General features: G+C 52.2%; 15 protein-coding genes. 6 read left to right on the top strand and 9 right to left on the bottom strand.

Annotated features, from left to right (window positions below; all coding sequences use genetic code 11):
- Nucleotides 1-183: 183 nt before the first annotated feature.
- A complete protein-coding gene (locus LX87_RS16195) occupies nucleotides 184-1965 on the bottom strand; it encodes an ATP-binding protein (protein ID WP_111629317.1) in 1782 nt (593 codons plus the stop codon).
- 93 nt (nucleotides 1966-2058) lie between these two features.
- On the bottom strand, nucleotides 2059-2706 hold the full coding sequence (locus LX87_RS16190; RefSeq protein WP_111629316.1) for a response regulator transcription factor: 648 nt from the start codon (nucleotides 2704-2706) through the stop codon (nucleotides 2059-2061).
- 613 nt (nucleotides 2707-3319) lie between these two features.
- Between LX87_RS16190 and LX87_RS16185 the strand changes: the two genes are divergently transcribed.
- Together LX87_RS16185 and LX87_RS16180 are read left to right on the top strand one after the other, a co-directional pair.
- Nucleotides 3320-6742, top strand: a complete 3423-nt coding sequence (locus LX87_RS16185) for a DUF7133 domain-containing protein (protein WP_111629315.1) — start codon at nucleotides 3320-3322, stop codon at nucleotides 6740-6742.
- Between the two features lie 236 nt (nucleotides 6743-6978).
- Entirely contained in the window at nucleotides 6979-10470 is a 3492-nt protein-coding gene (locus LX87_RS16180) for a CotH kinase family protein (RefSeq protein ID WP_111629314.1), read from the top strand.
- A 57-nt stretch (nucleotides 10471-10527) separates the two neighbouring features.
- On the opposite strand, the gene LX87_RS16175 is transcribed toward LX87_RS16180, so the two are convergent.
- The 3 genes from LX87_RS16175 to LX87_RS16165 form a co-directional block, all read right to left on the bottom strand.
- A complete protein-coding gene (locus tag LX87_RS16175; RefSeq protein ID WP_111629313.1) occupies nucleotides 10528-11298 on the bottom strand; it encodes a glycosyltransferase family 2 protein in 771 nt (256 codons plus the stop codon).
- Nucleotides 11299-11366: 68 nt separating this feature from the next.
- The gene (locus tag LX87_RS16170) at nucleotides 11367-13088 is read right to left on the bottom strand and encodes an LIC_10190 family membrane protein (RefSeq protein ID WP_146624491.1); all 1722 of its coding nucleotides are present in this window, start codon (nucleotides 13086-13088) and stop codon (nucleotides 11367-11369) included.
- A 518-nt stretch (nucleotides 13089-13606) separates the two neighbouring features.
- Nucleotides 13607-15439: an SGNH/GDSL hydrolase family protein gene (locus LX87_RS16165; protein ID WP_111629311.1), complete on the bottom strand. Its 1833-nt coding sequence runs from the start codon at nucleotides 15437-15439 to the stop codon at nucleotides 13607-13609.
- A 210-nt stretch (nucleotides 15440-15649) separates the two neighbouring features.
- On the opposite strand from LX87_RS16165, the gene LX87_RS16160 reads away from it, so the two are divergent.
- On the top strand, nucleotides 15650-16513 hold the full coding sequence (locus LX87_RS16160; protein ID WP_111629310.1) for an NmrA family NAD(P)-binding protein: 864 nt from the start codon (nucleotides 15650-15652) through the stop codon (nucleotides 16511-16513).
- A 209-nt stretch (nucleotides 16514-16722) separates the two neighbouring features.
- On the opposite strand, the gene LX87_RS16155 is transcribed toward LX87_RS16160, so the two are convergent.
- Nucleotides 16723-17076, bottom strand: coding sequence for a hypothetical protein (locus tag LX87_RS16155; RefSeq protein WP_111629309.1), 354 nt, complete (start codon nucleotides 17074-17076; stop codon nucleotides 16723-16725).
- 224 nt (nucleotides 17077-17300) lie between these two features.
- Between LX87_RS16155 and LX87_RS16150 the strand changes: the two genes are divergently transcribed.
- The gene (locus LX87_RS16150) at nucleotides 17301-17687 is read left to right on the top strand and encodes a hypothetical protein (protein WP_170139376.1); all 387 of its coding nucleotides are present in this window, start codon (nucleotides 17301-17303) and stop codon (nucleotides 17685-17687) included.
- 106 nt (nucleotides 17688-17793) lie between these two features.
- On the opposite strand, the gene LX87_RS16145 is transcribed toward LX87_RS16150, so the two are convergent.
- Nucleotides 17794-18783: a helix-turn-helix transcriptional regulator gene (locus LX87_RS16145; protein WP_111629307.1), complete on the bottom strand. Its 990-nt coding sequence runs from the start codon at nucleotides 18781-18783 to the stop codon at nucleotides 17794-17796.
- Between the two features lie 229 nt (nucleotides 18784-19012).
- On the opposite strand from LX87_RS16145, the gene LX87_RS16140 reads away from it, so the two are divergent.
- Both LX87_RS16140 and LX87_RS16135 read left to right on the top strand, forming a co-directional pair.
- Nucleotides 19013-19282 (top strand): DUF4287 domain-containing protein, encoded by a 270-nt coding sequence (locus tag LX87_RS16140; protein ID WP_229310693.1) that lies wholly within the window; start codon nucleotides 19013-19015, stop codon nucleotides 19280-19282.
- A gap of 88 nt (nucleotides 19283-19370) precedes the next feature.
- Nucleotides 19371-20036 carry a GNAT family N-acetyltransferase gene (locus tag LX87_RS16135; protein WP_111629862.1) on the top strand — a complete coding sequence of 222 codons (666 nt, stop codon included), beginning with the start codon at nucleotides 19371-19373 and terminating at the stop codon, nucleotides 20034-20036.
- 14 nt (nucleotides 20037-20050) lie between these two features.
- Here LX87_RS16135 and tenA read toward each other — a convergent pair whose 3' ends face one another.
- Entirely contained in the window at nucleotides 20051-20701 is a 651-nt protein-coding gene (gene tenA, locus LX87_RS16130) for a thiaminase II (RefSeq protein WP_111629305.1), read from the bottom strand.
- A 1-nt stretch (nucleotide 20702) separates the two neighbouring features.
- Nucleotides 20703-21512: a bifunctional hydroxymethylpyrimidine kinase/phosphomethylpyrimidine kinase gene (thiD, locus tag LX87_RS16125; protein ID WP_111629304.1), complete on the bottom strand. Its 810-nt coding sequence runs from the start codon at nucleotides 21510-21512 to the stop codon at nucleotides 20703-20705.
- Between the last annotated feature and the right edge of the window lie 19 nt (nucleotides 21513-21531).

Raw genomic sequence — 21531 nt, 5'->3', positions numbered from 1 at the left:
AAAAATTGGGCAGCTCTCTAGAAAACGAAGCCCGAGAGAGCCAGGTAAAAAATCAAGTTTTTATGAATATGTAAAATCTATAAGGAGTTGAGAGGCCCCATGTTGAAGCAACCGTTCAGGCAGACAAAGAGCTCAGTTCGGCATGACCTACAAGCGTTGATTAAGGGTTTAGAATATAATTTGTCAGACAGGAACGCGGGGCGGATTTTTAACCAGCTTCTGCATGGGGAGCGAAATCATGACCGACGTTCCTTTATCCGGTTCGCTCTGCCACATCACCTGCCCGCCCAGATACGCAATCCGCGATTTGATGTTGGCAATACCGTTGCCTTTCGACGAATCGGTTTCAAAATCACCGCCTTTTCCGTCGTCGTCCACGCTGATCAGAACGGTTTCATCATTTGTCATCATCTGCACCGTAATCGTTTCGGCTTCAGCGTGTTTAAGGGCATTATTCAACAACTCCTGAATCACCCGATAGATCATTACGGAAGCTTCGTCGCCCAGGTCCGGAACTTCGCCGTAGTGTTCGAGCGTCAGAGCGGTTTCGTTCACCAGATTCAGCTTCTGCACCAGATCTTCGAGCGCCGGGATCAAACCGAAAGTCGATAACGCGTACGGCCGTAAGTCACTCGAAATCAATCGGGTTTCGGTACAGGCTTCGTCCAGAAACTGGTTCAATGGCTCCTTCACCGACAGCGGTAACTGTTCCTGGTGCGCTTCCACAAACAGCTTGATTCGGGACAACTGAATGCCCAGGCCGTCGTGCAGATCCCGGGCAATCCGGCTCCGCTCACTTTCCTGCCCCTCAATCATGGCCTGCAACGATTTCAGTTCCAGGTCCCGAATCTGCTGTTGTGCAATTACCGTTTGTTGATGATTAATTAATTTCTGCTGCCGCCGTCCAAAGATCAGGGCAAAAACGCCTAATACACTGATTACCAAACCGCCCGCCAGCATCAGGTTCAGCATATGCTGATGACGGCTTTGCTCTTCCACCAGTTGTTTTTCAACCGCCAGCGTTTTCACCTGGCTGTCGAGTTCCTGTAAACGGATGCTCTTGGTCTGCTCCGAATAGTAGAACTGGTTTGTAAAATCCAGCGTCTTCAGGGCACTTTCATACGCCTTTTTGTAGTCTCCCTTATGCGAGTAACTATCGGCGGTATGCCGCGACAACTCCCGCATCATGGCCACATTTTTCTCGGCCTCCGCCAGTTGATAGCTTTTCCGGTAAGCCGCAATGGCCGCGTCCGAATGATCTCTAAATTGCTCGACCAAACCTAAATAGAAGTAATTCAGCGCGATCAGCCAGTTGATATCCAGTCGTTGCGCCATGCCCAGGCTCCGGCTCACAAAATACTGTGCTGAGTCCGGCTGTTTATTCCGCAAATACATATTAGCCAGCAGGTTCTGAGCGTAAGCCTGGGAATAATCCTGCTTATAGAGAACGCTCATCTGCTCGGTTTGGCGCAATTCGGTGATCAGGCTTTTCGGAATCGGATCTTTCTTCTGGGCCAGGTTCGCAAAGGCCAGCCGACACTCAATTATTTTGGGTCCGTTGTGGGTCCGTTTAAAGTACTGAAGCGCTTTGTTCAGGTATTTTTTGGCGTACGGCTGCATGAATACGTCCTGCGTATAATAGTCGCCAATTTTAATATGGATGTTGAAATACCCCAGCGAATCGCCCCGAAGGTGGTAGTACTTCATACCGTTAAAGTAGGCATCCAGCGTATACTTATTGTAACCATACTGCTGTTGATAAAGCCCCCCCAGATGCTCATACGCCTGGGCCAACTTTATATAGTCCTTGTCCTCTACCAACTGTCTGATCTGGGTTTTTACGCTGTCGATCGGTACGGATCCGGGACTGGCCTGCACCTTCGGCCATACGCTGCTCACGACCAGAAGCAGTATCAGGCTCAGGCATTCTTTTCGCAACAGCTTATACCGTAAAAACGACCTCATCAACGCTAGTAATCCCAAAAAATGAACCTTGTACGTAAAGTCTATAAAACCTATTGGAATGCGATTTTATTGTATCCCAAAACAACCAATTTATTAATCAATGCACTGCATTTCCATAGCCGTTTTGATCAGCAACGCCGTGTTGGGAACACTGAATTTCATGAGCAGGCTACTGCGGTGAAACTCAATGGCTTTGACGCTGACAAATAACTGAGCGGCCATCTGTTGCGTGGTCAGCCCCTGCGCAATGAGCGTCAGCACTTCCGACTCTCGGGGTGTCAGATTAGGCTTCACACCCGCACTCCCGCCCGGCTTCCGGCTTTTCGGTTCATCGTGCAGCAAGATATTCGTGACGGTTTCGTTGAAATACGGTTTTCCGTCATGAACCGTCCGGATGGCCTGCAACAACTCAACTTTGGTGGTATTTTTCAGTAAGTACCCCCGCGCACCTTTCTTCACAACCCGTTTAATCAGGCTGGCGTCGTCGTGCATCGTCAACGCAATAACTCTGGTGTTGGGGTATGTTCGGGTGATGTGTTCGCAAAGCGTTAGTCCGTCTTCAATCCGCGGAAACGAAATATCCAGTAAAACCACATCAATTGGCGTACCACTTAATTGTCCGACCACCGACGACACATCAAAACAGCGCTCCGTTACTTCAATTTCCGAAGAACCCGAAATAAGCGCTGCGATTCCTTCAACAAACACATTGTGGTCATCCGCAATTAATACTCGTATCATCAATTCGTTTCCTTATATCAGCAAGAGACGCTAAGGGAAAGCTATTTTAACCTGGCTGTCGAGTCGGCAGACAGTTCTCAAACCAACTCTCATTATCACTACAACACCAGAACGGTCTGTAAAATTTACCGATTCAGCTATCAATTTTACCCTCAACTAAATAGAATATTGTTTAGCAAAAATAGGACAAAGTAGGTAGCCCTTGAAATAGGGGAAACCCCGATTTTTGTAAATCTAGGGAAAACCCTAAGCCTGTAACGTCCCATTATTGGTAAATCGAATCTCGAAATCACCCTATATTTTCCCGTATCCTATGTGAACTGTATTCGTTACGACTTCCGGCTTATGGGTCGCTTCCTGCATCGGGCAGACCATTTATTCCGGCCATTTTTTACGGAATAATTGCGTTTATCCCCTTTTGCCTTCCCAAACGCTTCGTTGGGGATGCCAGCATCCAGGATAAAACGTCACAAACGGGCCGCCAGTCCCGCGTCCCATACGGAGAAAATGCCTCCAACCGTATCGTTACTCACCCAGATGCGTTATCTTTATAAACCCTAAATCGGATCATTCGTCCATTAGGCCCAAACCGTTGCCTTAACAATTTTAACTAATGATTTTGCGTAAACGCTTTCGAACACCACTGCTCTTTTCGGGCGTTATGACCCTTGCGGTTGTTTCCTGCATGAAAATGGGACCAACTGGTACATCCCGAACCGCAGCCAGCGCCCCGCTGGTTGTGAAGGAAGACCCCACCCAGGCCCGCACCCGGGCCAAGGAAATTCGGGACAATACCGTGGTCAAACTGGCCGACGGTCTGAAACTCGATTTATGGGCGTCGGATTCGCTGGCTCCCGATCCCGTTGCCATGTCCATCGACGATCAGGGCCGGGTGTATCTGACCCGCACCAACCGGCAGAAAAACTCTGAGTTTGACATTCGCGGCCACCGCAACTGGATGACGCCCTCCATCGGCCTGAAAACCGTGGAAGACCGGCGGGCGTTTCTGCGCAGCACGTTTGCCCCCGAAAAAAGTAAAGAAAATGAATGGCTGAAAGACCTCAACGGCGACGGTAGCCACGACTGGAAAGATTTAACCGTCGAGAAAGACGAAGTCTGGCGGCTGGAAGACACCTCCGGCGACGGTATTGCCGACCAGGCCACCCGCATCCTGAACGATTTCTTTGAAGAAGTTTCCGACGTGGCCGGTGGCCTGCTGATCCGGGCGGAAGATGCGTTTGTGGCCATTGCACCGGATATGTGGCGGCTCAAAGACACCAATGGTGACGGTATTCTGGACCAGAAAACGTCCATTAGCCACGGTTACGGTGTCCACATCGGCTTTGGCGGCCACGGTATGTCGAACCCGATTGAAGGACCTGACGGCAAGATTTACTGGAACATCGGCGACATTGGGGCCAACATTACCACGAAAGAGGGCGTCAACCACAATCGGTCCAACGAAGGCATTATTGCCCGCTCCAACCCCGACGGTTCCGATTTTGAAATCTTTGCGGGCGGACTGCGCAACACCCACGAGTTTGTCTTTGACGAATACGGCAACCTGATCAGCTCGGACAACGACGGCGACCACCCCGGCGAAAGCGAGCGGCTGGTACACGTTGTGGAAGGCTCCGACGCGGGCTGGCGCGCCAACTGGCAGTACGGTAAATACACCGATCCGAAGAACAACAGCTACAAGGTCTGGATGGACGAAAAGCTGTTCAAACCCCGCTGGGAAGGTCAGGCGGCTTACATCATTCCGCCAATTATGAACTTCCACAACGGCCCGACCGGCATGGTTTACAACCCCGGCACGGCTTTGGGCAAAGAGTGGAAAAACAAATTTTTCCTCGTTGAATTTGTCGGAAACCCGGCCCGTTCGCCCATCTGGTCATTTGGCCTGAAACCCAAAGGCGCTTCGTTTGTGCTGGATGGCGAGAAAAATATCCTGTCCGGTATTCTGCCCACCGGCATCCGGTTCGGTCCCGACGGTGCGCTGTACATTGCCGACTGGATCAACGGCTGGGACACCAAAAACTACGGCCGCGTCTGGAAACTCGACGTAACCGACGATAAAAACGACCTGAAAGAACTCCGTGCCGACACCAAGCGGCTGATGGCGCTGAATTACGGTTCGCAAACGGAAGATCAATTGTTCGCCTTGCTGTCGAACCCCGATATGCGTATCCGGCAAAAAGCACAGTTTGAGCTGGTGAAACGCGGAGCCAAAGGAGCCGCCGTTTTGCAGAAGGCCATTGCTCAAACCGGCAACCAACTGGCCCGGATTCACGGTATCTGGGGGATGGGGCAACTCGAACGGCAGGACAAATCCTACACGGCTTCGCTGCTGCCTCTGCTGAAAGATGCGGATTCGGAAATCATTGCCCAAACCGCTAAAGTGCTTGGCGATGCGGCTGCCCCGGAAGCCGGTCCGCTCCTGATTCCGTTGCTGACCAGCGAGAACCCGCGCGTGAAGTTCTTCGGCGCTCAGGCCCTCGGTCGCATCAAATACCAGGCTGCGGTCGAACCGTTGCTGAACCTGATCAAGGCCAACAACGACGAAGATGTCTACCTGCGTCATGCCGCCGTGCTGGCACTGTCGCGCATCGGGCAGGTGGAGCCGATGGTGGCGCTGGCCAATAACCCGAACAAATCGCTGCGGCTGGCGGCCGTACTGGTGCTGCGCCGACTCGCCAGCGACCGGATCAGCGTATTTTTGCAGGACAAAGACGAGTACATTGTTGCGGAAGCCGCCCGGGCCATCAACGACGATCTGTCGATCGAGAAAGTCCTGCCCGCCCTGGCTGCTACGCTGAAAGAAACCCGCTTTACGTCCGAACCACTGCTGCGACGGGCCATCAATGCCTGTCTGCGGGTGGGTGGCGACGAGCAATTGAACACGCTGGTTGCGTTTGCCCAGCGTAAAGATGTGACCAAGGAACTCCGCGCCGAAGCCCTGGCGACCCTCGGCACCTGGGCCAATCCGTCGGTGCTCGACCGGGTTGATGGCTGGTACCGGGGAGCGGTTGAACGCAATCCGGCGGTTGTGAAAGCGAAACTTCAGCCCCAGATTACTACCTTTTTGCAGGATTCGGACCCCGCCGTGTTGGTTGCAACGGCGCAGATGATGAGTAATCTGGGCTTTACGGATCAGGCCGAAAGTCTGGCCAAAATCATGGCAGAAAATTCTTCCGCCGATGTGCGGGCGGCCATGCTGACGGCTTTGCATCAATTGAAATACAAGGATATCGAAGCCGTAATCAAAAAAGGCATGAACGATTCGGATGCCGACGTTCGCACCACCGCCCTGGGTCTGGTGAGCGGCCTGAATCTGTCGGCGGAAACACTGGCGGAGGTATCAAAAGCGGTTTTTGATAAAGGAAGTGTCAAAGAACAACAGCAATTGCTGCGGGTTTTGGGTGGGATGCCCGTCGCGAAAACCGAGCCGATTCTGGCCGGACTGATTGACAAACTGGCCAGCAAGCAATTGTCGTCCAGCCTGACGCTGGAGTTGGGCGAAGCCGTTGATGCTACTAAATCCACTGCCCTGATTGCCAAACTGGCTCCGCTTCGCTCGACCGGAACCGGTATGGCCGAGTACCAGGACGCCCTTTTTGGCGGTAATGCGCAACTGGGTCGCCAGATTTTCAACACCAACTCCACGGCCCAGTGCGTCCGCTGCCATGCCATCAATGGACAGGGCGGTGCGGTTGGTCCGTCGCTGACCCGTATCGGTAACACCCTGACCCGGGAACAGATTCTTCAGGCACTCATCGAACCCAGCGCCCGGCTGGCCCCCGGTTTCGGGATGGTTTCGCTGACGCTGAAAGACGGGCAAACCGTCAGCGGAATCCTGGCCGAAGAAACGCAGCACGAGCTGATCCTGAAAACTTCCGAAGCCGAACCCCTGAAAGTACCGCTGTCGCGCATTGACAAACGCGAAAACCTACCGTCCAGCATGCCGCCGATGGGCTATATCCTGTCCAAACGCGAAATCCGGGATGTGGTAGAATTTCTGGCGAACCTGAAGTAATAAAAGGCGCTTAATAATCCCTATTTATCCATCGAATAGCCAGCCAATAATTCATTGGCTGGCTATTTTATTTGAGCCCCTCCTTCATGTTACCCGTTCCGTCGGATATTTAACAAAATATATAACTAATCCAATAACGATCTGTATATTTAGGACATAAGCCTAGTTTCAGGCTGTTCCATAATCCGTACTAACAGGTTGGGGGATAGCCTTGGTCAACCAAAAAACTTAACGTTATGCTCCAAAACTTTACGCTAACCCGGCAGTGGTATGTCTTTTTCCTGACCTGTTTTCTCCTTCAGGTTACCGCCACCTTTGCCCAACAGGTTCCGGTTTCCACGGGACGTTATCAGATCGACAATCACCTGAAATTAATTGTCTGTAATCAGCTTCCGGCTTTTCCCGCCGGGCAATCTTACCCGGTTCTGCGCCTTGACAAAGACTATACTTTTACGGAGCCGGTCAGCGCTTTTGAGATTGGGAAAGCCTATAAGGTCAGAAACAGCAGTGCCATTTTCACGCTGTATTTTACGGGTTTCCCGCTTATTGAAATCAAAACGCAGGGCAACCAGACCATCAGCAATGCCGACGACCGTACGAAAGGCGTCTTTAGCCTTGCCAACGGAAGCGAACCGCTTTTCACCTCCAACATGGGCATTCGGATTCGGGGAAATATTTCGCGCCGGTTTCCCAAAAAATCCTACAACATGGAGCTTTGGCAGGACCCAAACGGAGAGGAAGAACGCGAAGTTTCGCTGCTGAATATGCGGGAAGACAGCAAATGGTACCTGCTGGCCATGTATAACGAGCCCCTGCGACTCAACAACGCCACTTCGCACGCTATCTGGCTGGACATGCACAAGGTCTATTATGCCGCTCAGGAACCGAAGGCGAATTCGGCCATCCGGACCAAGTACTGCGATGTGTTTATCAACGGGGCCTACGCCGGGGTGTATCTGTTTACGGAGCCGATGGACCGCAAGCAGCTTCAACTCAAAAAGACGGAGGACGACGGTACGATTCGCGGTGAACTTTATAAGGCGGGTGGCTGGACCGGGGCCACGACCTTTACCGGTCTGCCTGATCCTCCAACCAATCCGGATGCCGAAGAATGGGCCAGCTGGGAGATGGATTATCCGGACCCTTACTGGAACAACCTGTACGATCTGCTGAAATTTCTGGTGAATTCGCCCGCCAATGAATTCAAGAACACAGTTTCCCAGAAATTACGCATGGACAATGTGATCGACTACTATATCTTCCTCAATCTGACCTACGCAACCGACAACACGGGAAATAACCAGTTTCTGGCGCGATACAAGCCCAATGAGCCTTACTTTTTCATTCCGTGGGACTTTGACGGCACATTCGGCTATACAACGAACTTCGACCGGGGGGAAGATACCCGGAGCATTATTGGCAACGGTCTTTTTAACCGCTTGTTTGCCCTCGATCCAGACGGTTTTAAAAGCAAAATGCGTAACCGCTGGTTTGCCCTGCGACGCAATCAGTTGTCCGTCAAAAACCTGAAAAACCAATTCGCAGCCAATTATAACCTGCTAACGACGGAAGGAGCCTACGGGCGCGAAAACCTGAAATGGAGCGGTACCGTCAACACCGGCGACTTTTCCATCGTCAATGCGTGGCTGGAAAACCGGTTGCGTTTTCTGGACGAATACTTTGCTCTTTTCCCGGAAAGCAACCCCCAGACCGAACTGGCTTACTTTCGCGGGGAAGCTACCGGTGGGGGAAAAAGCCTGAACTGGTCTACCCGCCGGGAAACGAATCTCAAACGGTTTGAGCTGGAATTCAGCCCGGATGGAACCACTTTCAGTTCGGTAACAACGGTTACCCCGACCGGCGACAATCAAAATGGGCAGGTTTACAATTTTGTTCACAACAACACCGCTGCGCTGGCCTTCTATCGTCTGAAACTCGTGACAAACGACGATCAGTTTACGTATACGTCGTACCTCCAGATGGGTGCCAATAACTGCGGGTCTGCACCGGCAGTGCCCCAGATCAGCGCCAGCCTGACAGACATTACGGAAGGGCAAACCGTCATTTTATCAGCCAGTGGATGCGCACAGACCGTGGTGTGGAGCAACGGCCAAACCGGTTTTTCGGTGCCGGTGAATCCCGAAGTCACGACGGTGTATACCGCCAGATGCCGCCAGAATGCCGGTTGTGAAAGTGCTCCGTCAGCGCCGGTGCAGGTCAACGTGTATCCGGAGGGTTCACTACCGGGTAGTTTTGAGGGTTACCTCGGCGGCCTTGACTGCACCTTGCTGCGCGGCTGGGCCTGGGATCGCAACAGACCCAACTCGCCCGTTCATGTCGAGATTCTGGATGGTCAGAAAGTCATTGCTACGGTCATTGCCGACGATTACCGTCAGGATTTGAAGGATGCGGGCAAAGGCAACGGCGCACACGGTTTTAATTTTTCGATTCCGGAGACGCTCAAAGACAATCTCGAACATTCCTTCGGTACCCGCATACGCGGAAGCAGTTATATCCTGAGAGACTCCCCCAGAAAGCTCAAATGCGCGGGTCCCATCGTAGCACCACCGGTCAACCAGCCGCCAGTTGCCCCCACGGTTTCGTCGCTCTCGGCTACGGTTAATACGGCTTTTTCGGCTACGCTTCCCGCCTTTACCGATCCGGAGAATCAACCGCTTACGTATGGCCTAACGGGTTTGCCCGCCGGTTTAACCTTTTCGGCCAGCACCCGCACCATCAGTGGCACACCCAGTGCAAAAGCCAATCTGAGCCTGCTGTATACCGCTACGGACGGGGCGAACGCAACCAGTGTGCCGGTTTCCCTGGTGATCAATGACACCTCTACCCCGGTCAATCAGCCGCCGGTAGCGCCCCCGGTTTCTGCCCTGTCGGCAACGGCCAACACGGCTTTTTCAGTTACCTTACCCGCTTTCACCGATCCGGAGAATCAGCCGTTGACCTACATCCTGTCGGGTTTACCCGCCGGTCTGAATTTTACGGCTTCCACCCGCCAGATTACCGGAACACCGTCAACAGCGGGTAACTACACCCTGACGTACGCGGCCAGCGACGGACTTAACAGCCGCTCGGTTGGTATTGCGCTGATGGTCGGTTCGTCAAACACGCCGGTAACGGGCGATTTTGAGGGTTTTCTGGATAAAGTGGAGTGTGGTTCGATTCGCGGATGGGTGTGGGACCGCCGGAAGCCCAACGAGCCGCTGACCGTTGAGTTCTTTGCCAATGGTGTGTCCATCGGAACAGCCAGAGCGGATATTTTTCGGCCGGACATTCTGGCTGCCGGTAAGGGCAACGGCTACCACGTCTATTATTTTCCAACTCCGGCGCAGGTAAAAACCGGCCAGACGTTCCAGATCAGCGCCAAAGTACAGGGTAGCACGTATACGTTAAAACAGGCCCCCAAACCGCTGACGTGCGATCCCAATGCCCGCTTAAGCGATTTATCGGGAACGGCTGGTAACGAAGACGAAGTGCTGATAACGCCCAATCCGAGCAGCGGAACGTTCGAGGTGCAGTTTTACACGGCTGCGCAAACCGTCAGTGAGGTATCCGTAGCCGATGAAGCCGGGCGGTTGTGGTACCAGAAAAAACGGGAAGGAATTGGGTATCAGCAGCAAAGGATCAGCCTGACCGGCGCCAGCGGTACGTATGTAGTGCGTGTTCGGCAGGGCAAACAAATTCGCACGAAGAAGATTCTGATTGTCAAATAAGGGACGATACCGATTCCGTTAAAAAAGAAGGGCCAATCACGGATTGGCCCTTCTTTTTTATTTGTTTTCCAGCATAACAGCCGGTTGAGCCGATGGAACCGCAACCCGGTCCGAGGCCGACGAAAACAGGTTATATTTCAGAATGCAGTAAATCGCGCGAAAACCATCCTTCCAGCCAATTTTTTTGCCTTCTTTATAGGTCCGGCCGTAGTAGGAAATACCGACTTCGTAGATGCGGATATCCGGAATGCGAGCGATTTTTGCCGTCACTTCGGGTTCAAATCCAAACCGTTTTTCCACCAGTCTGACGCCTTTGATAATATCGCTCCGGAACGCTTTGTAGCAGGTTTCCATGTCCGTCAGGTTCAGATCGGAAAGCATATTCGACAGCAGGGTCAGGAACGTGTTTCCGATGGTATGCCAGAAATACAGGACCCGGTGGGGCTGCCCCCCCATAAACCGGGAGCCGTAAACGACATCGGCCCGCCCCATCAGCATGGGTGCCAGAATATGCTGGTATTCAGCCGGGTCATACTCCAGATCCGCATCCTGAATGATGATATAATCGCCAGTAGCCCGCTGAATACCGGTGTGCAAAGCCGCACCTTTACCCTGATTTACTTCGTGTCTGGCATAATTCACGAGGATATCTGGCCGGTCCAGCCTAAAACGGTTAATGACATCTTCCGTGCGATCCGATGAGCAGTCATTCACCACGACCAGCTCGCGCGTCATCTGATCGGGCAGGTCAACATTGGCCACGCGATCGAGCAATACACGAATTGTTTTTTCTTCGTTGTAAGCCGGAATAATTATAGATAATTTCATGCTATTAGCAGACAAAAAGTAAATAGTATAGCCCCCACTCCAAGTAATTTAATCTCTCTTTCTACCAACTATTTATTAAGCGACATCTGCTTTTGTACCTGTAAAGAACTCCGAAATCCCTCTTCAATTCTGGTTCCCCGTAATTCTAAATCCGGGTAAAAAAACGGAGCGCAAAGCTTCCCTTCTTCCTCGTAACAATTTTGCTCCAACGGGCTCCCAACCGGATTTAACACCTCCAGACCACTTCGGGTGTGGCGCAGGGTAAAAAGCGATTCGTAAGCTCCTTTATCCCGGTAACTCAGTGGCTTCGGAATCAATGCGTACTGTTGAATGGGAAAGTGTTTGATTACCAGATAATAGACAACAAAAAACCCAATCAGGATGACGGATGCACTGCCCGCCAGCCGGTTGCACCATAGCGACAACATCCGCTCGCCCGCTGGCTCGGGCAGGATTGGCAACCAGGGAATAAGCGCTGTTAACCAGATAAATGCGTACCCAAACCGGAAGTCGGGTGCTGATAAGAACCAAAACAAAAAGCCTGCCAATGTTACCAGATAGGGCATTAACAAAACATTAAAGGCTACCCGGCGCTTGGGAGCAAGAAGGTGGCTCAGCATCACCAACGGCGATAGAACCGCCACAACCCAAATGGGCCGGTTGAAGAAATTACCCTGACGCTCCCACCACATCGGAACCCATTTCGCAAAGGACATTTTCAGGTAATTCACATTCATATACGCTTCGTGAATCCGGAATTTGGCCCAGAATTCGACATAATCCCGCTCGTGGTGCGTCCGTTCGATGGGAATTTTCCAGTCGAACGAAAACAGGTCGAGCCCCGGGAACGGATAAATCAGATACCCCGACAGGATAATATTCCGCAGCACCCAGGGAACGGCGAATGCCAGACCGATACTAAGCACCAGCGCCACGCGGGAAACCGTGAGGTAGGGTCTCACGGCCCAACCGATGGGAATCAGGGCCAGAACGATCGGAATGGTGGCCAGCTTAATGGTCACACAAAGCGCAATCAGCAGAACCATCACCACCAGTTGAAACCCAAAACCCGGTTTCTGATCCAGCCACATCAGCATCATCGTCATGGGCAAAAGCGTAGCGGGCAGGTCCGGCGTCGGCGAAAACACGTGGCGCGTCAGGTAATAAAGCACCAGCAGAAGCAGAAGCAACGACAGAACCGGATACTGGGTTTGTTTCCAGGACATTAGCCGCCAGCAGACGAGCAGAAAGATGGCTCCGTTGAGCGGATACAGCGTTTGTCCAACCAGATCGGTTAGCCCCCAGGCCGCCGACACGACAAAAAAACTGGAGTTGAACGCCAGCCGCCCGTGCAGGTTTCCCAACCCGGGAATAACCGGAAACCGCTCGTTCCAACGAATGGAAGGCAAGTGGTAAATGCCGCTATCGAAGTGGTCCGGACTCAGCGTGGAATACAGAACAATGGCCAGAAACAGAAGCCAGAAAACCGGAATCTGTTTTTGTTTCTCCCAGAATTGCCGAACGTAGGCTGTCATTCCGGATCGGTATAAACCGGCAATTACCAAAGCCCCCCCGAGCCATATGGCCGATAAATAAAAGTTGGTAGGCACAAAAAAGGAGGCAATTTGCAGCACCCCGACCAGCAGACTAAGACCGGCCAGAATTAATTCACTCCCGCGAACCGGACCCGTTTCGTCAATTAATTGGCAGGCAGTTAATACTTTATAAAGAAACAATCCATAGGCAAGACAGCTAACTAAAATGGCTCCCCATAAAAGAACTAGTATCATCGAAATGAAGCTTATTAACGCTACTCACGTGTAAATTTTAGCCCGCCATTACTCACTTCGGCTGATCGAGTAAGTAAAACTGACGCGATTCCCAGGCCTGTAAAGAGTAGTTAATTACAAGACGCAGTTATAAAATGATTGCTTATTGTTTAAACCAAATGGCCAAGAGACGTAAGCAATAAATTTGCCAGATGTATTAACTATAAATCAAGTTTACTTAGTATTTACCCGATAGACCGCTTCTGGTAACATATTTCAGGCCTAACTGGCCCCATAATAATAGGTTAACTCTGCGTAATGGAAAGTTGGTCTTGAAAAGAAAGCTAATGAAACCCAGCTTAAATCAATTTGTCAGGTGTATCGCTACAAAGGCAAATGCCCTCTCTACGCAGGTAGCAACAACCATAACACCATAATCAATTGACTTTTAGTATATACAGCAAAGCCTATGTTCAGCCGTTGAGTAACCGAACATAGGCTTTGGATAATTAAAACCGTAATTTTTCTGGAAACGTGGGTTATTTAGTACGTTTTGCGGTATCCGATTTTTTGTTTTTCGAACCAGCTCTCGACTCCTTTTTAAGATGCGGCACAAGTTGGGCCGCCAGCCGCCGGTATCCTTCGGCGTTGGGATGCAGACCGTCGGTAAAAAGTGACTCGTCGATTTTCCCGTCAGGCTTCAGAAAAACCGTGCCCGGCTGGGCAAATTTGATGTTGGTTTCCCCCGCCACCTGAGCCAGTTCTTCGTTGAGCGTCATCAGCCGCTGCTCTTCGTTCCGACGGGGCAGAATACCGATCAGCAGGATTTCGGCACCCGGTTGCCGCACCTGAACAGCCTGAATCAGATGCTTCAACCCGGCGGCAATTTCCGCGTTGGAATTCCACTGAAGGTTGTTGGTCCCAATCATCAGCACCACCTGGGCCGCCTGATAGCCGTCCAGTTCGCCGTGGTAAACCCGCCATAACGCATTTTCGATACGGTCCCAACCGTAACCGAGGTTTTGGACGCCCAGCGGTTCCAGCATCGTGTTCCAGGAGTCGGCACCTTGGGCGCGCGGGGCTTTGGGTTCGCCACCCCAGTAATGCGTAATCGAATTGCCGATGTAAACAATGCGGGGCGGATGGCTCTTCAGACGGGCCAGAATCTCGCGGTGACGGGTTTCCCAGTCATAAATCCGGGAGTCGCGGGATTGGGGCAGGGGTTTCATGGTTGAAAATTCACCGGACGGTTCGTTCAGAATGGTGCGCAGGGCGCGCTCGTAGGCATCGGCGTATTGCTGCATACCCAGATCGGAGGGGTGCGTACCGTCCACCATCGCGTCTGTATCGAGGTTGATCTGCGATTTTGGCAGCAGATACAACTGCCCGATGCCCTCCCCTTTCAGTTGCACAAACGCCTGCCGCATGATTTCGTTGACTTCGCTGTACGCTTTTTTCCGAACCGGGTTGATATCGCCATCCGTGTAACCCGCGTGTTCGACCAGCAGAATCGGCGTGGCCGGTCGTTTCTGCCGCAGCGTCCGGACCGATTCCAGAATACGGTTTTTCACTTCCTCTGCGGAGCGTTCGGGCGTCGTAATCAGATTAGGCAGACAATCCAGCACGTAGACTTTAGCGTCAATTTGCGGCAGTAGCTCGACGATTTCCTTTTCCAGCCGCCCGTTGCCGGAGAATGCCAGATTGATGAGCGGGCGATCCAGTTTACGACCTAAAATCGCCGTCCATGCCATACCGGGCCGCGACGCACAAGCTCCCTGCGCAATGGAAGTACCATAAACCACGATGGGTTTATCGGCCCGTACAGGCAGTGGAGTAACTGTGACACCCTTTGGCACCCCGATTTCGAGCCATTTCACCGAATTATAGAGCGGCAGATGCAAACGGTATTCGCGCCCTTTCTGATGGTACGGGTCGTCCGCTTGCAGGTTGGCAAACTGGTATTGAATCGTGTCGCCGAAGGTATACTTACCGTTGCACCACAGCCAGTTGCCGTCGCTATTTCCGGCGTAGAGATCGACCCCGCTAACCCCCGTCGCGGGCATATGCGGCATGGCCTGGTTCCCTTGCACGGCGTACCGAACCGTAATCCGTTCGGTGCTGGCCCGAAACCGGATCAGTAACCCGGCGGCATTGCGCGACAGATTCCAGACCACCTTCCGGACGTTGTTCTCGGCTTCAGCCGGTAAGCGGTCATAGGGACTTTGAATGGTTTTTCCGGTCCACGCCTGACCTTCAATCACCGAAGGTTCGGCATTGGCGGGATTCCACCACGTAAATTCGTCGGCAGTCTGGGCCGCAGCAAAGCCGCCAACCAGGCAGGTCAGCAGGCAAAGAAGAAAGATTTTTTTCATGAAAATCAGGTTCAGGAACAAGGGGCTGTCTACGCAGCCGGAAAACGCCTAAAAATACGCAGGATATGCGTAAAACCGTCAAATGCGTTTAGAATGAAAAATAGAACCCGGCTTTTGAGTCCAAAATCATTCAGAGCACAAACAAAATTTCACCCCGGCTTTACCGTTAAACTCCATATCTCAACCATTTTTTAGATTCACTTTTAAGCTATGTACATTATCCTTGGAGCTACGGGCCACGTAGGTTCGGCAGTAGCGAATGCGTTGCTGGAAAAAGGAGAACCGGTTACCATTATTACCCGGGATGCCCGGAAAGCGGATACCTGGAAGCAGAAAGGAGCGCACGGAGCCATAACCGATGTGCAGGATGTAGCACGTTTGCAAGCGGTTTTCCGCCAGGGCAAGCGGCTGTTCCTGCTCAATCCGCCGGCTCCGCCGTCTACGGATACAGCCGCCGAAGAACGCAAAAACATGCAGGCCATTCTAGCCGCGCTGGACGAATCCGGTCTGGAGAAGATTGTGGTTCAGTCCACCTACGGAGCGCAGCCGGGCGACCGGGTTGGCGATCTGGGCGTGTTGTACGAACTGGAGCAGGCATTAGCCCGCCAGCCCATCCCCACCAGCGTCATCCGTGGCGCTTATTACATGAGCAATTGGGAATATGCCCTGCACTCGGCCCGGGCGGAGGGCAAGGTATATGCATACTATCCGGCTGATTTTAAACTGCCAATGGTAGCCCCCAATGACATCGGCCAGGTGGCGGCCCGGCTGCTCACCGGGCCCGTCGATCAAACGGGTTTGCATTACGTCGAAGGGCCGGAACTCTACTCACCGGCGGATGTCGCTGCGGCTTTTTCGACGGCTTTACAGAAACCCGTTGAAGCCGTCGAAATTCCGCGCGACCAGTGGAAAAAGTCGTTAAAAGCGGTCGGATTCTCCGATGAAGCCGCCGAATCGATGGCGAACATGACCGCGGCAACGCTGGACACCCCTGAGTTCGCGGACAACCCGATTCGGGGAACAACCTCATTACAAAGCTACATTGCGGACTTGGTTAAAAATCAGCAAGATTAATCCGATTTAAGCTTGCTGACTACTTTTTGCAAAGCTCCAGAAATGATTGGGGCTTTTTGTTTGATACCGCATCCCAAACCGACTGAATCCGGTTCGCCGTTTTTTGCATCTTTTTCTTTCCGGCCTAGACAAAACCAAAGCGTTATACTCTTGCTGAATATAACGCTTTCGCAGAAGGGCAGCGGTTTGCCGGTTATGAAAAGAGACGCTTAGTGAACGAAGTGGAGAGCGATCACCAGCAGGTGAAGCAGCACGTTAACGGCAAAAAGCTTCAGGCAAAACCGTACAGACAAAAGACCCAGGTTAGAAACCAGTACCGCAAAGAACGATACAACGGCAAAGCCGGCGAAAAGGTCACTGTAACCGAAATCAAAATATTGGAAAATCAGCAAGGCAACCGGCGTCAGGATACAACCCTGGAGCATCAGCATCGCCCCCATCATCGTAAACCGGTAGTCGCCGGATTCAAGTAACGCAATCAGGTTATTATACCGGGTCGTCCAGCTATGGCTCAGGTTGTGTTCGGCAACGGGTTGGGCGGGAAAAGCAAGTTTCGTATTCATCGTCGTATTGATTAAAGATTATTGTCGTGTTGATAATTTGATGACACAAAGATTGCCGACAGAACCTGCCGAACCGATGACCGGCGTCAACCCGTCAGGTGATCTTAACGTCGCCAGCAACTGAGCATCATCAGTTCCCGATCTGATCAGGGTCATGGGAAAGCCCCGGACAAACCGGCAGCTTTACAGAAAATATCGACAGGATGGAAACACCAATCACTTACTTGGAACGACGCCAACTGGAACATTGTCACACCGAAAATCAGCGCTGGGCCGTCACGCTGACGAATCTTGAGCAGGAGATTAACCAGTTGCTTACGCTTTTGGAAGATGTGCTGGATCAGTATAATCACCAGAACCTACGCTACCGGGCCATTGATTATTACCGGGGGCTGAATCGGCTGAAAATTTGGTTTAACCGCCTGCGCACAGATGTGGTGTGCGAAAACGCGGGGTGTGCTTCCAGCAACCTGCTTCCGTGCGAAAAGCCCCGGTTCGGGCGTCACACGGTTATTCCATCCCAATTCGCCGACTTATCCGACGAATTTACCCGCACCAAAACCGGTTGCTATCAGTTTTTGTCAGGACTGGTGCAGCTGAATTTATTGTAACTGTTTTGCAAAATACCGTCAATCGGATGACCACAAAATGGGTTTGCCAGAGGGTATACCCGTTTTGTGGTCTATCTGGCGTCATCCGGCCCATTACCGTCAACGGCTAGGCATAAACGGACGGTTTTCCGTGCTGGTATTGGGAAGGTGTCACCCCCGTGTATTTTTTAAAGGCAATCGAAAAATGCTGCGAATGCTCGTAGCCAAGCTGGTCGGCCACCTCATCCACCGACAGGGGGCCGTGGCGCAGCAGTTGTCCGGCATGGTCCATCCGCAGTTTGCGCAGGTAATTGAAAACCGTAATATTGAACAGTTGCCTGAAGCCTTTTTTGACCTTGAACTCATTCAGCAGGCAATACCGGCTCAACTGCGCCAGCGAGTGTTCCGCCAGAAAGTTGGCTTCCAGGTAACGTTTTAGCTGGTGCAGTTTTTCAACTTCATCCACCGGCATGGTTTCAGCGCCCGGAACCGGCGTTCTGAATTGCTCGATTTCCAGCGCCACCAGCTCCAATACCCGCGACTGAATGAGCAGGTTGCGCATGGGCCCCATTGCCTTGCCATCTCGAATATCATGGATCAGGTGCTGCATCCGGGGCGTGATGGTCGAGGTGCCCGGAACGCCGGAAAAAGGCCGCCGGTGGCCAAAATCAGTCAGAACCTGTTCACTCCAGCGATCGGATGACCCAATGGCCGACGCAAAAAACGCTTTTTCCAGACTCACCAGCAGCATGGACATGGATTGCCCCCGCTTCAACCGGCTGAGGTGAGTGGCTTCGGGCGCATGCACCAGATTATGGGTACCGGGGCGCATGTTCAAGGCCGGGCGGATTCCCCTAAACTGCGTATCCATAGCCCCGCTGAGCATGAAATTGATGGAAACGCCTTCGGAGGGATTGACGTCGTGCAACTCAATGTCTTCGGCGGTTTCCCAGTGCATTTCCATAATCTGCATATGTGGAAATCCGATGTTTCTGATGACAATATTCCCGGCTTTACGGTGGTGAAAGCGCAGAAAACCGGCGGTCGGTGAAGCACCCGAATCCGGTATCTGATCAAATTCAAATAAGTCCGTTGTTTGTAAAACCGTGGCTGCCATGTACAATGTCGGTCTGAATGGTTGGGCGTAAAACAAAACTAGCGCAAGGCCGGGCCCCAATCAGTTGGATTGTTCTTCAACTGGCAGAAGGGACTTCTCAACTGCGAAACCGGGCGACTGAGTTGTTGTTAATCGACAGACCAGCCAACCCGTCGTTTTGCTTATTGGCGAATCCGGTCTGTGGTTTGCCGTGTTTTGATTCCTTTTCCCCGGTAATGCGCTTTTCGAAGTGGAATATGTCCACAACTTTTCTATTTTTACCCGATCTATTGTACTTCAACTCGTAGCTAGTATGTCTTTCCAGGCTTATCTTGACAATATTGAGAAGAAAACGGGGAAAAAACCGGAGGATTTCAAACAACTCGCCAGCCAAAAAGGGTTACTTAAACCGGGTACAAAAGCGGGTGAAATTGTAGCCTGGCTAAAAGAAGATTTTGATTTGGGACACGGCCACGCCATGTCCATTTACAAGCTTTTTAAAGACGACGGCCTGATTTAGATAATCAATCGGGAAACGGCGGGTTGTTGGTCGTTTGCTATTAACTTGTAGGCTGATCATGCCCTATTTATACTCCCTGACCATGACCATGAAAGGAAGTGAACTGGATTTATACCTGAGCCTGGGCTATTTCCGGATGCATCAGGATATTTTTACCTGCCGGTACCTGGTTTACGATAACACCATTTTACCCGTACACTGGCTGCGGTTCGACCTGGCAAACGTCGAGTTCGGGAGCAAGCAGCGGGCTTTGCTCCGGCGCAACGCAGCGTTTACGGTAGAGATCAAACCCTTCGCGCTGACCAGCGAAATCCGGGCGCTTTACAACCGGTATCGCAACGCGGTTGACTTCGAAGCCCCCGAATCCGTGGAGTTCTGGCTCATGAGCGGTTCGACCTATAACGCTTTTGACACGTATTCCGTCGAAGTCCGGGACGGAGATCATCTGATTGCCGTCGGTATTTTTGACCACGGAGCCGAAAGCATTGCCGGAATCATGAACTTCTATGATCCTGAATACCGTCGGTACAGCCTGGGTAAATTTCTGATGATGCAAAAAATCATCTACGCCCGGCAGCAGCACAAACTATACTATTATCCCGGCTACCTCGTCAGCAACTACCCCAAGTTTGACTATAAGCTGTTTCCGTGCGAAGAGGCCACCGAAGTGTTTGACGACAACACGGGTATGTGGCTGCCTTTTTCGTGGGAAACCGTCAACGCCCTGGCCGCCGATATCCTGGATAACGAGTAGAATCCACCCCGGTTTTATACCAGCCAACCGTTCAGGGTATACGCATCGTTCCAGAAATACCATTCCAGCCGACTCGACATCCGGAAAGCTTCCCGCATCATCTCCCGTTCAGCGGACCCGGCCTGTTCCGCAAACCGGTCGGTTAGTTCCAGCATCTGCGTCACCGACTGGTCAAAGGCATCGCCCGCGTACGTATCAATCCAGGCCCGGTATGGGTTGGCCTGAATAGCCCGCTGGTAAATAAACCGGCCCACTTCCCGATAAATCCAGAAACAGGGTAATACGGCAGCGGCCCCCACCGCAATGGATTGCAAGGAAGTGGTAGCCAGCAGGTAGTTGGTGTAGGCGAAGCAGGCAGGCATCTTGACGGTTTGCGGTTCAATAGCATACAGCGCAAAGTACGTTTCATGCAGCGCCCGTTCGACCAGAATGGCGTTCTGGGCAAACTGGGCAAATTGCAGCATGTCGTCGGGCTGAGTGCTGCGGGCGGCCAGTTGGCTCAGCGCCCGGCCAAAATCGACCAGATACAGCGCATCCTGTTGAATATAATACTGAAACGTGGGCGAAGGCAGGCTTCCCGCCGTTAGTTTCTTCACAAAACCGTGTTCTAAAATGGATTTGTAAATGGGTTGAATGTCCTGCCAGAGTTGTTCGGTAAATTGCATACTAATGAGTCCAGAAATCGTAAAAATGATGAACGGGGCCGTGTCCATGCCCCAGGCGATACTCCGCCCCTGTCCGAAGGGCCTGCGTCAGATAGGTTTTAGCTGCGGAGACGGCTTCCACGACGGACAAGCCTTTGGCCAGACCTGCCGCGATGGCCGACGACAGCGTGCAACCCGTGCCGTGTGAATTTTTGGTGTCAATCCGGGCGGTCGAAAACCAATGATGTTCGCTCGTTGCCAGATAGAGTAAATCGGCGCTGTCGTCCGTTATGAGGTGGCCGCCTTTTACCAAAACCGCACCGGCACCCAATCTTAACAGATCGACGGCGGCTTGTGGCATATCGGCCTGTAGCTCAACGGTCCGGCCCAGCAATACGCTGGTTTCGGGCAGGTTAGGCGTGATAAGCGTGGCAATAGGAAGCAGATAGGATTTAAGCGCATCGACGGCTTCGTCCTGCAAGAGTTTGTCGCCACTTTTGGCCACCATAACCGGATCAAGCACAATATTCGTGACGCCAAATTCGACCAGCGTTTTGGCAACCACCTCAATCACCTCGGGCGAATGCAGCATCCCGATTTTAACGGCATCAGTGCCGATGTCGCTCAGGACGGCTTTCAGTTGTTCTGCAATAAACGCGGGCGGCACCGGAAAAATACCGGTGACGGCTTTGGTATTCTGGGCCGTCAGCGCCGTCAGCACCGACATACCGTAACAGCCCAAAGCCGCAAACGTTTTCAAATCGGCCTGAATACCGGCCCCGCCCCCGCTGTCGGAACCGGCAATAGTGAGAGTACGTGCGTAGATTTTCATATCCTGGGTCAATTTTGAA

The sequence above is a fragment of the Larkinella arboricola genome (assembly GCF_003259745.1).
Lineage (GTDB): Bacteria > Bacteroidota > Bacteroidia > Cytophagales > Spirosomataceae > Larkinella > Larkinella arboricola.
Note: the sequence above shows the minus strand (reverse complement) of the source record. Positions and strands in the feature narration are given on the sequence as shown.

Excerpts from the sequence above, each read along its gene's own strand:
- LX87_RS16195 (WP_111629317.1), bottom strand. The coding sequence starts at position 1,965 with ATGAGGTCGTTTTTACGGTATAAGCTGTTGCGAAAAGAATGCCTGAGC.
- LX87_RS16190 (WP_111629316.1), bottom strand. The coding sequence starts at position 2,706 with ATGATACGAGTATTAATTGCGGATGACCACAATGTGTTTGTTGAAGGA.
- LX87_RS16185 (WP_111629315.1), top strand. The coding sequence starts at position 3,320 with ATGATTTTGCGTAAACGCTTTCGAACACCACTGCTCTTTTCGGGCGTT.
- LX87_RS16180 (WP_111629314.1), top strand. The coding sequence starts at position 6,979 with ATGCTCCAAAACTTTACGCTAACCCGGCAGTGGTATGTCTTTTTCCTG.
- LX87_RS16175 (WP_111629313.1), bottom strand. The coding sequence starts at position 11,298 with ATGAAATTATCTATAATTATTCCGGCTTACAACGAAGAAAAAACAATT.
- LX87_RS16170 (WP_146624491.1), bottom strand. The coding sequence starts at position 13,088 with ATGATACTAGTTCTTTTATGGGGAGCCATTTTAGTTAGCTGTCTTGCC.
- LX87_RS16165 (WP_111629311.1), bottom strand. The coding sequence starts at position 15,439 with ATGAAAAAAATCTTTCTTCTTTGCCTGCTGACCTGCCTGGTTGGCGGC.
- LX87_RS16160 (WP_111629310.1), top strand. The coding sequence starts at position 15,650 with ATGTACATTATCCTTGGAGCTACGGGCCACGTAGGTTCGGCAGTAGCG.
- LX87_RS16155 (WP_111629309.1), bottom strand. The coding sequence starts at position 17,076 with ATGAATACGAAACTTGCTTTTCCCGCCCAACCCGTTGCCGAACACAAC.
- LX87_RS16145 (WP_111629307.1), bottom strand. The coding sequence starts at position 18,783 with ATGGCAGCCACGGTTTTACAAACAACGGACTTATTTGAATTTGATCAG.
- LX87_RS16135 (WP_111629862.1), top strand. The coding sequence starts at position 19,371 with ATGAAAGGAAGTGAACTGGATTTATACCTGAGCCTGGGCTATTTCCGG.
- tenA (WP_111629305.1), bottom strand. The coding sequence starts at position 20,701 with ATGCAATTTACCGAACAACTCTGGCAGGACATTCAACCCATTTACAAA.
- thiD (WP_111629304.1), bottom strand. The coding sequence starts at position 21,512 with ATGAAAATCTACGCACGTACTCTCACTATTGCCGGTTCCGACAGCGGG.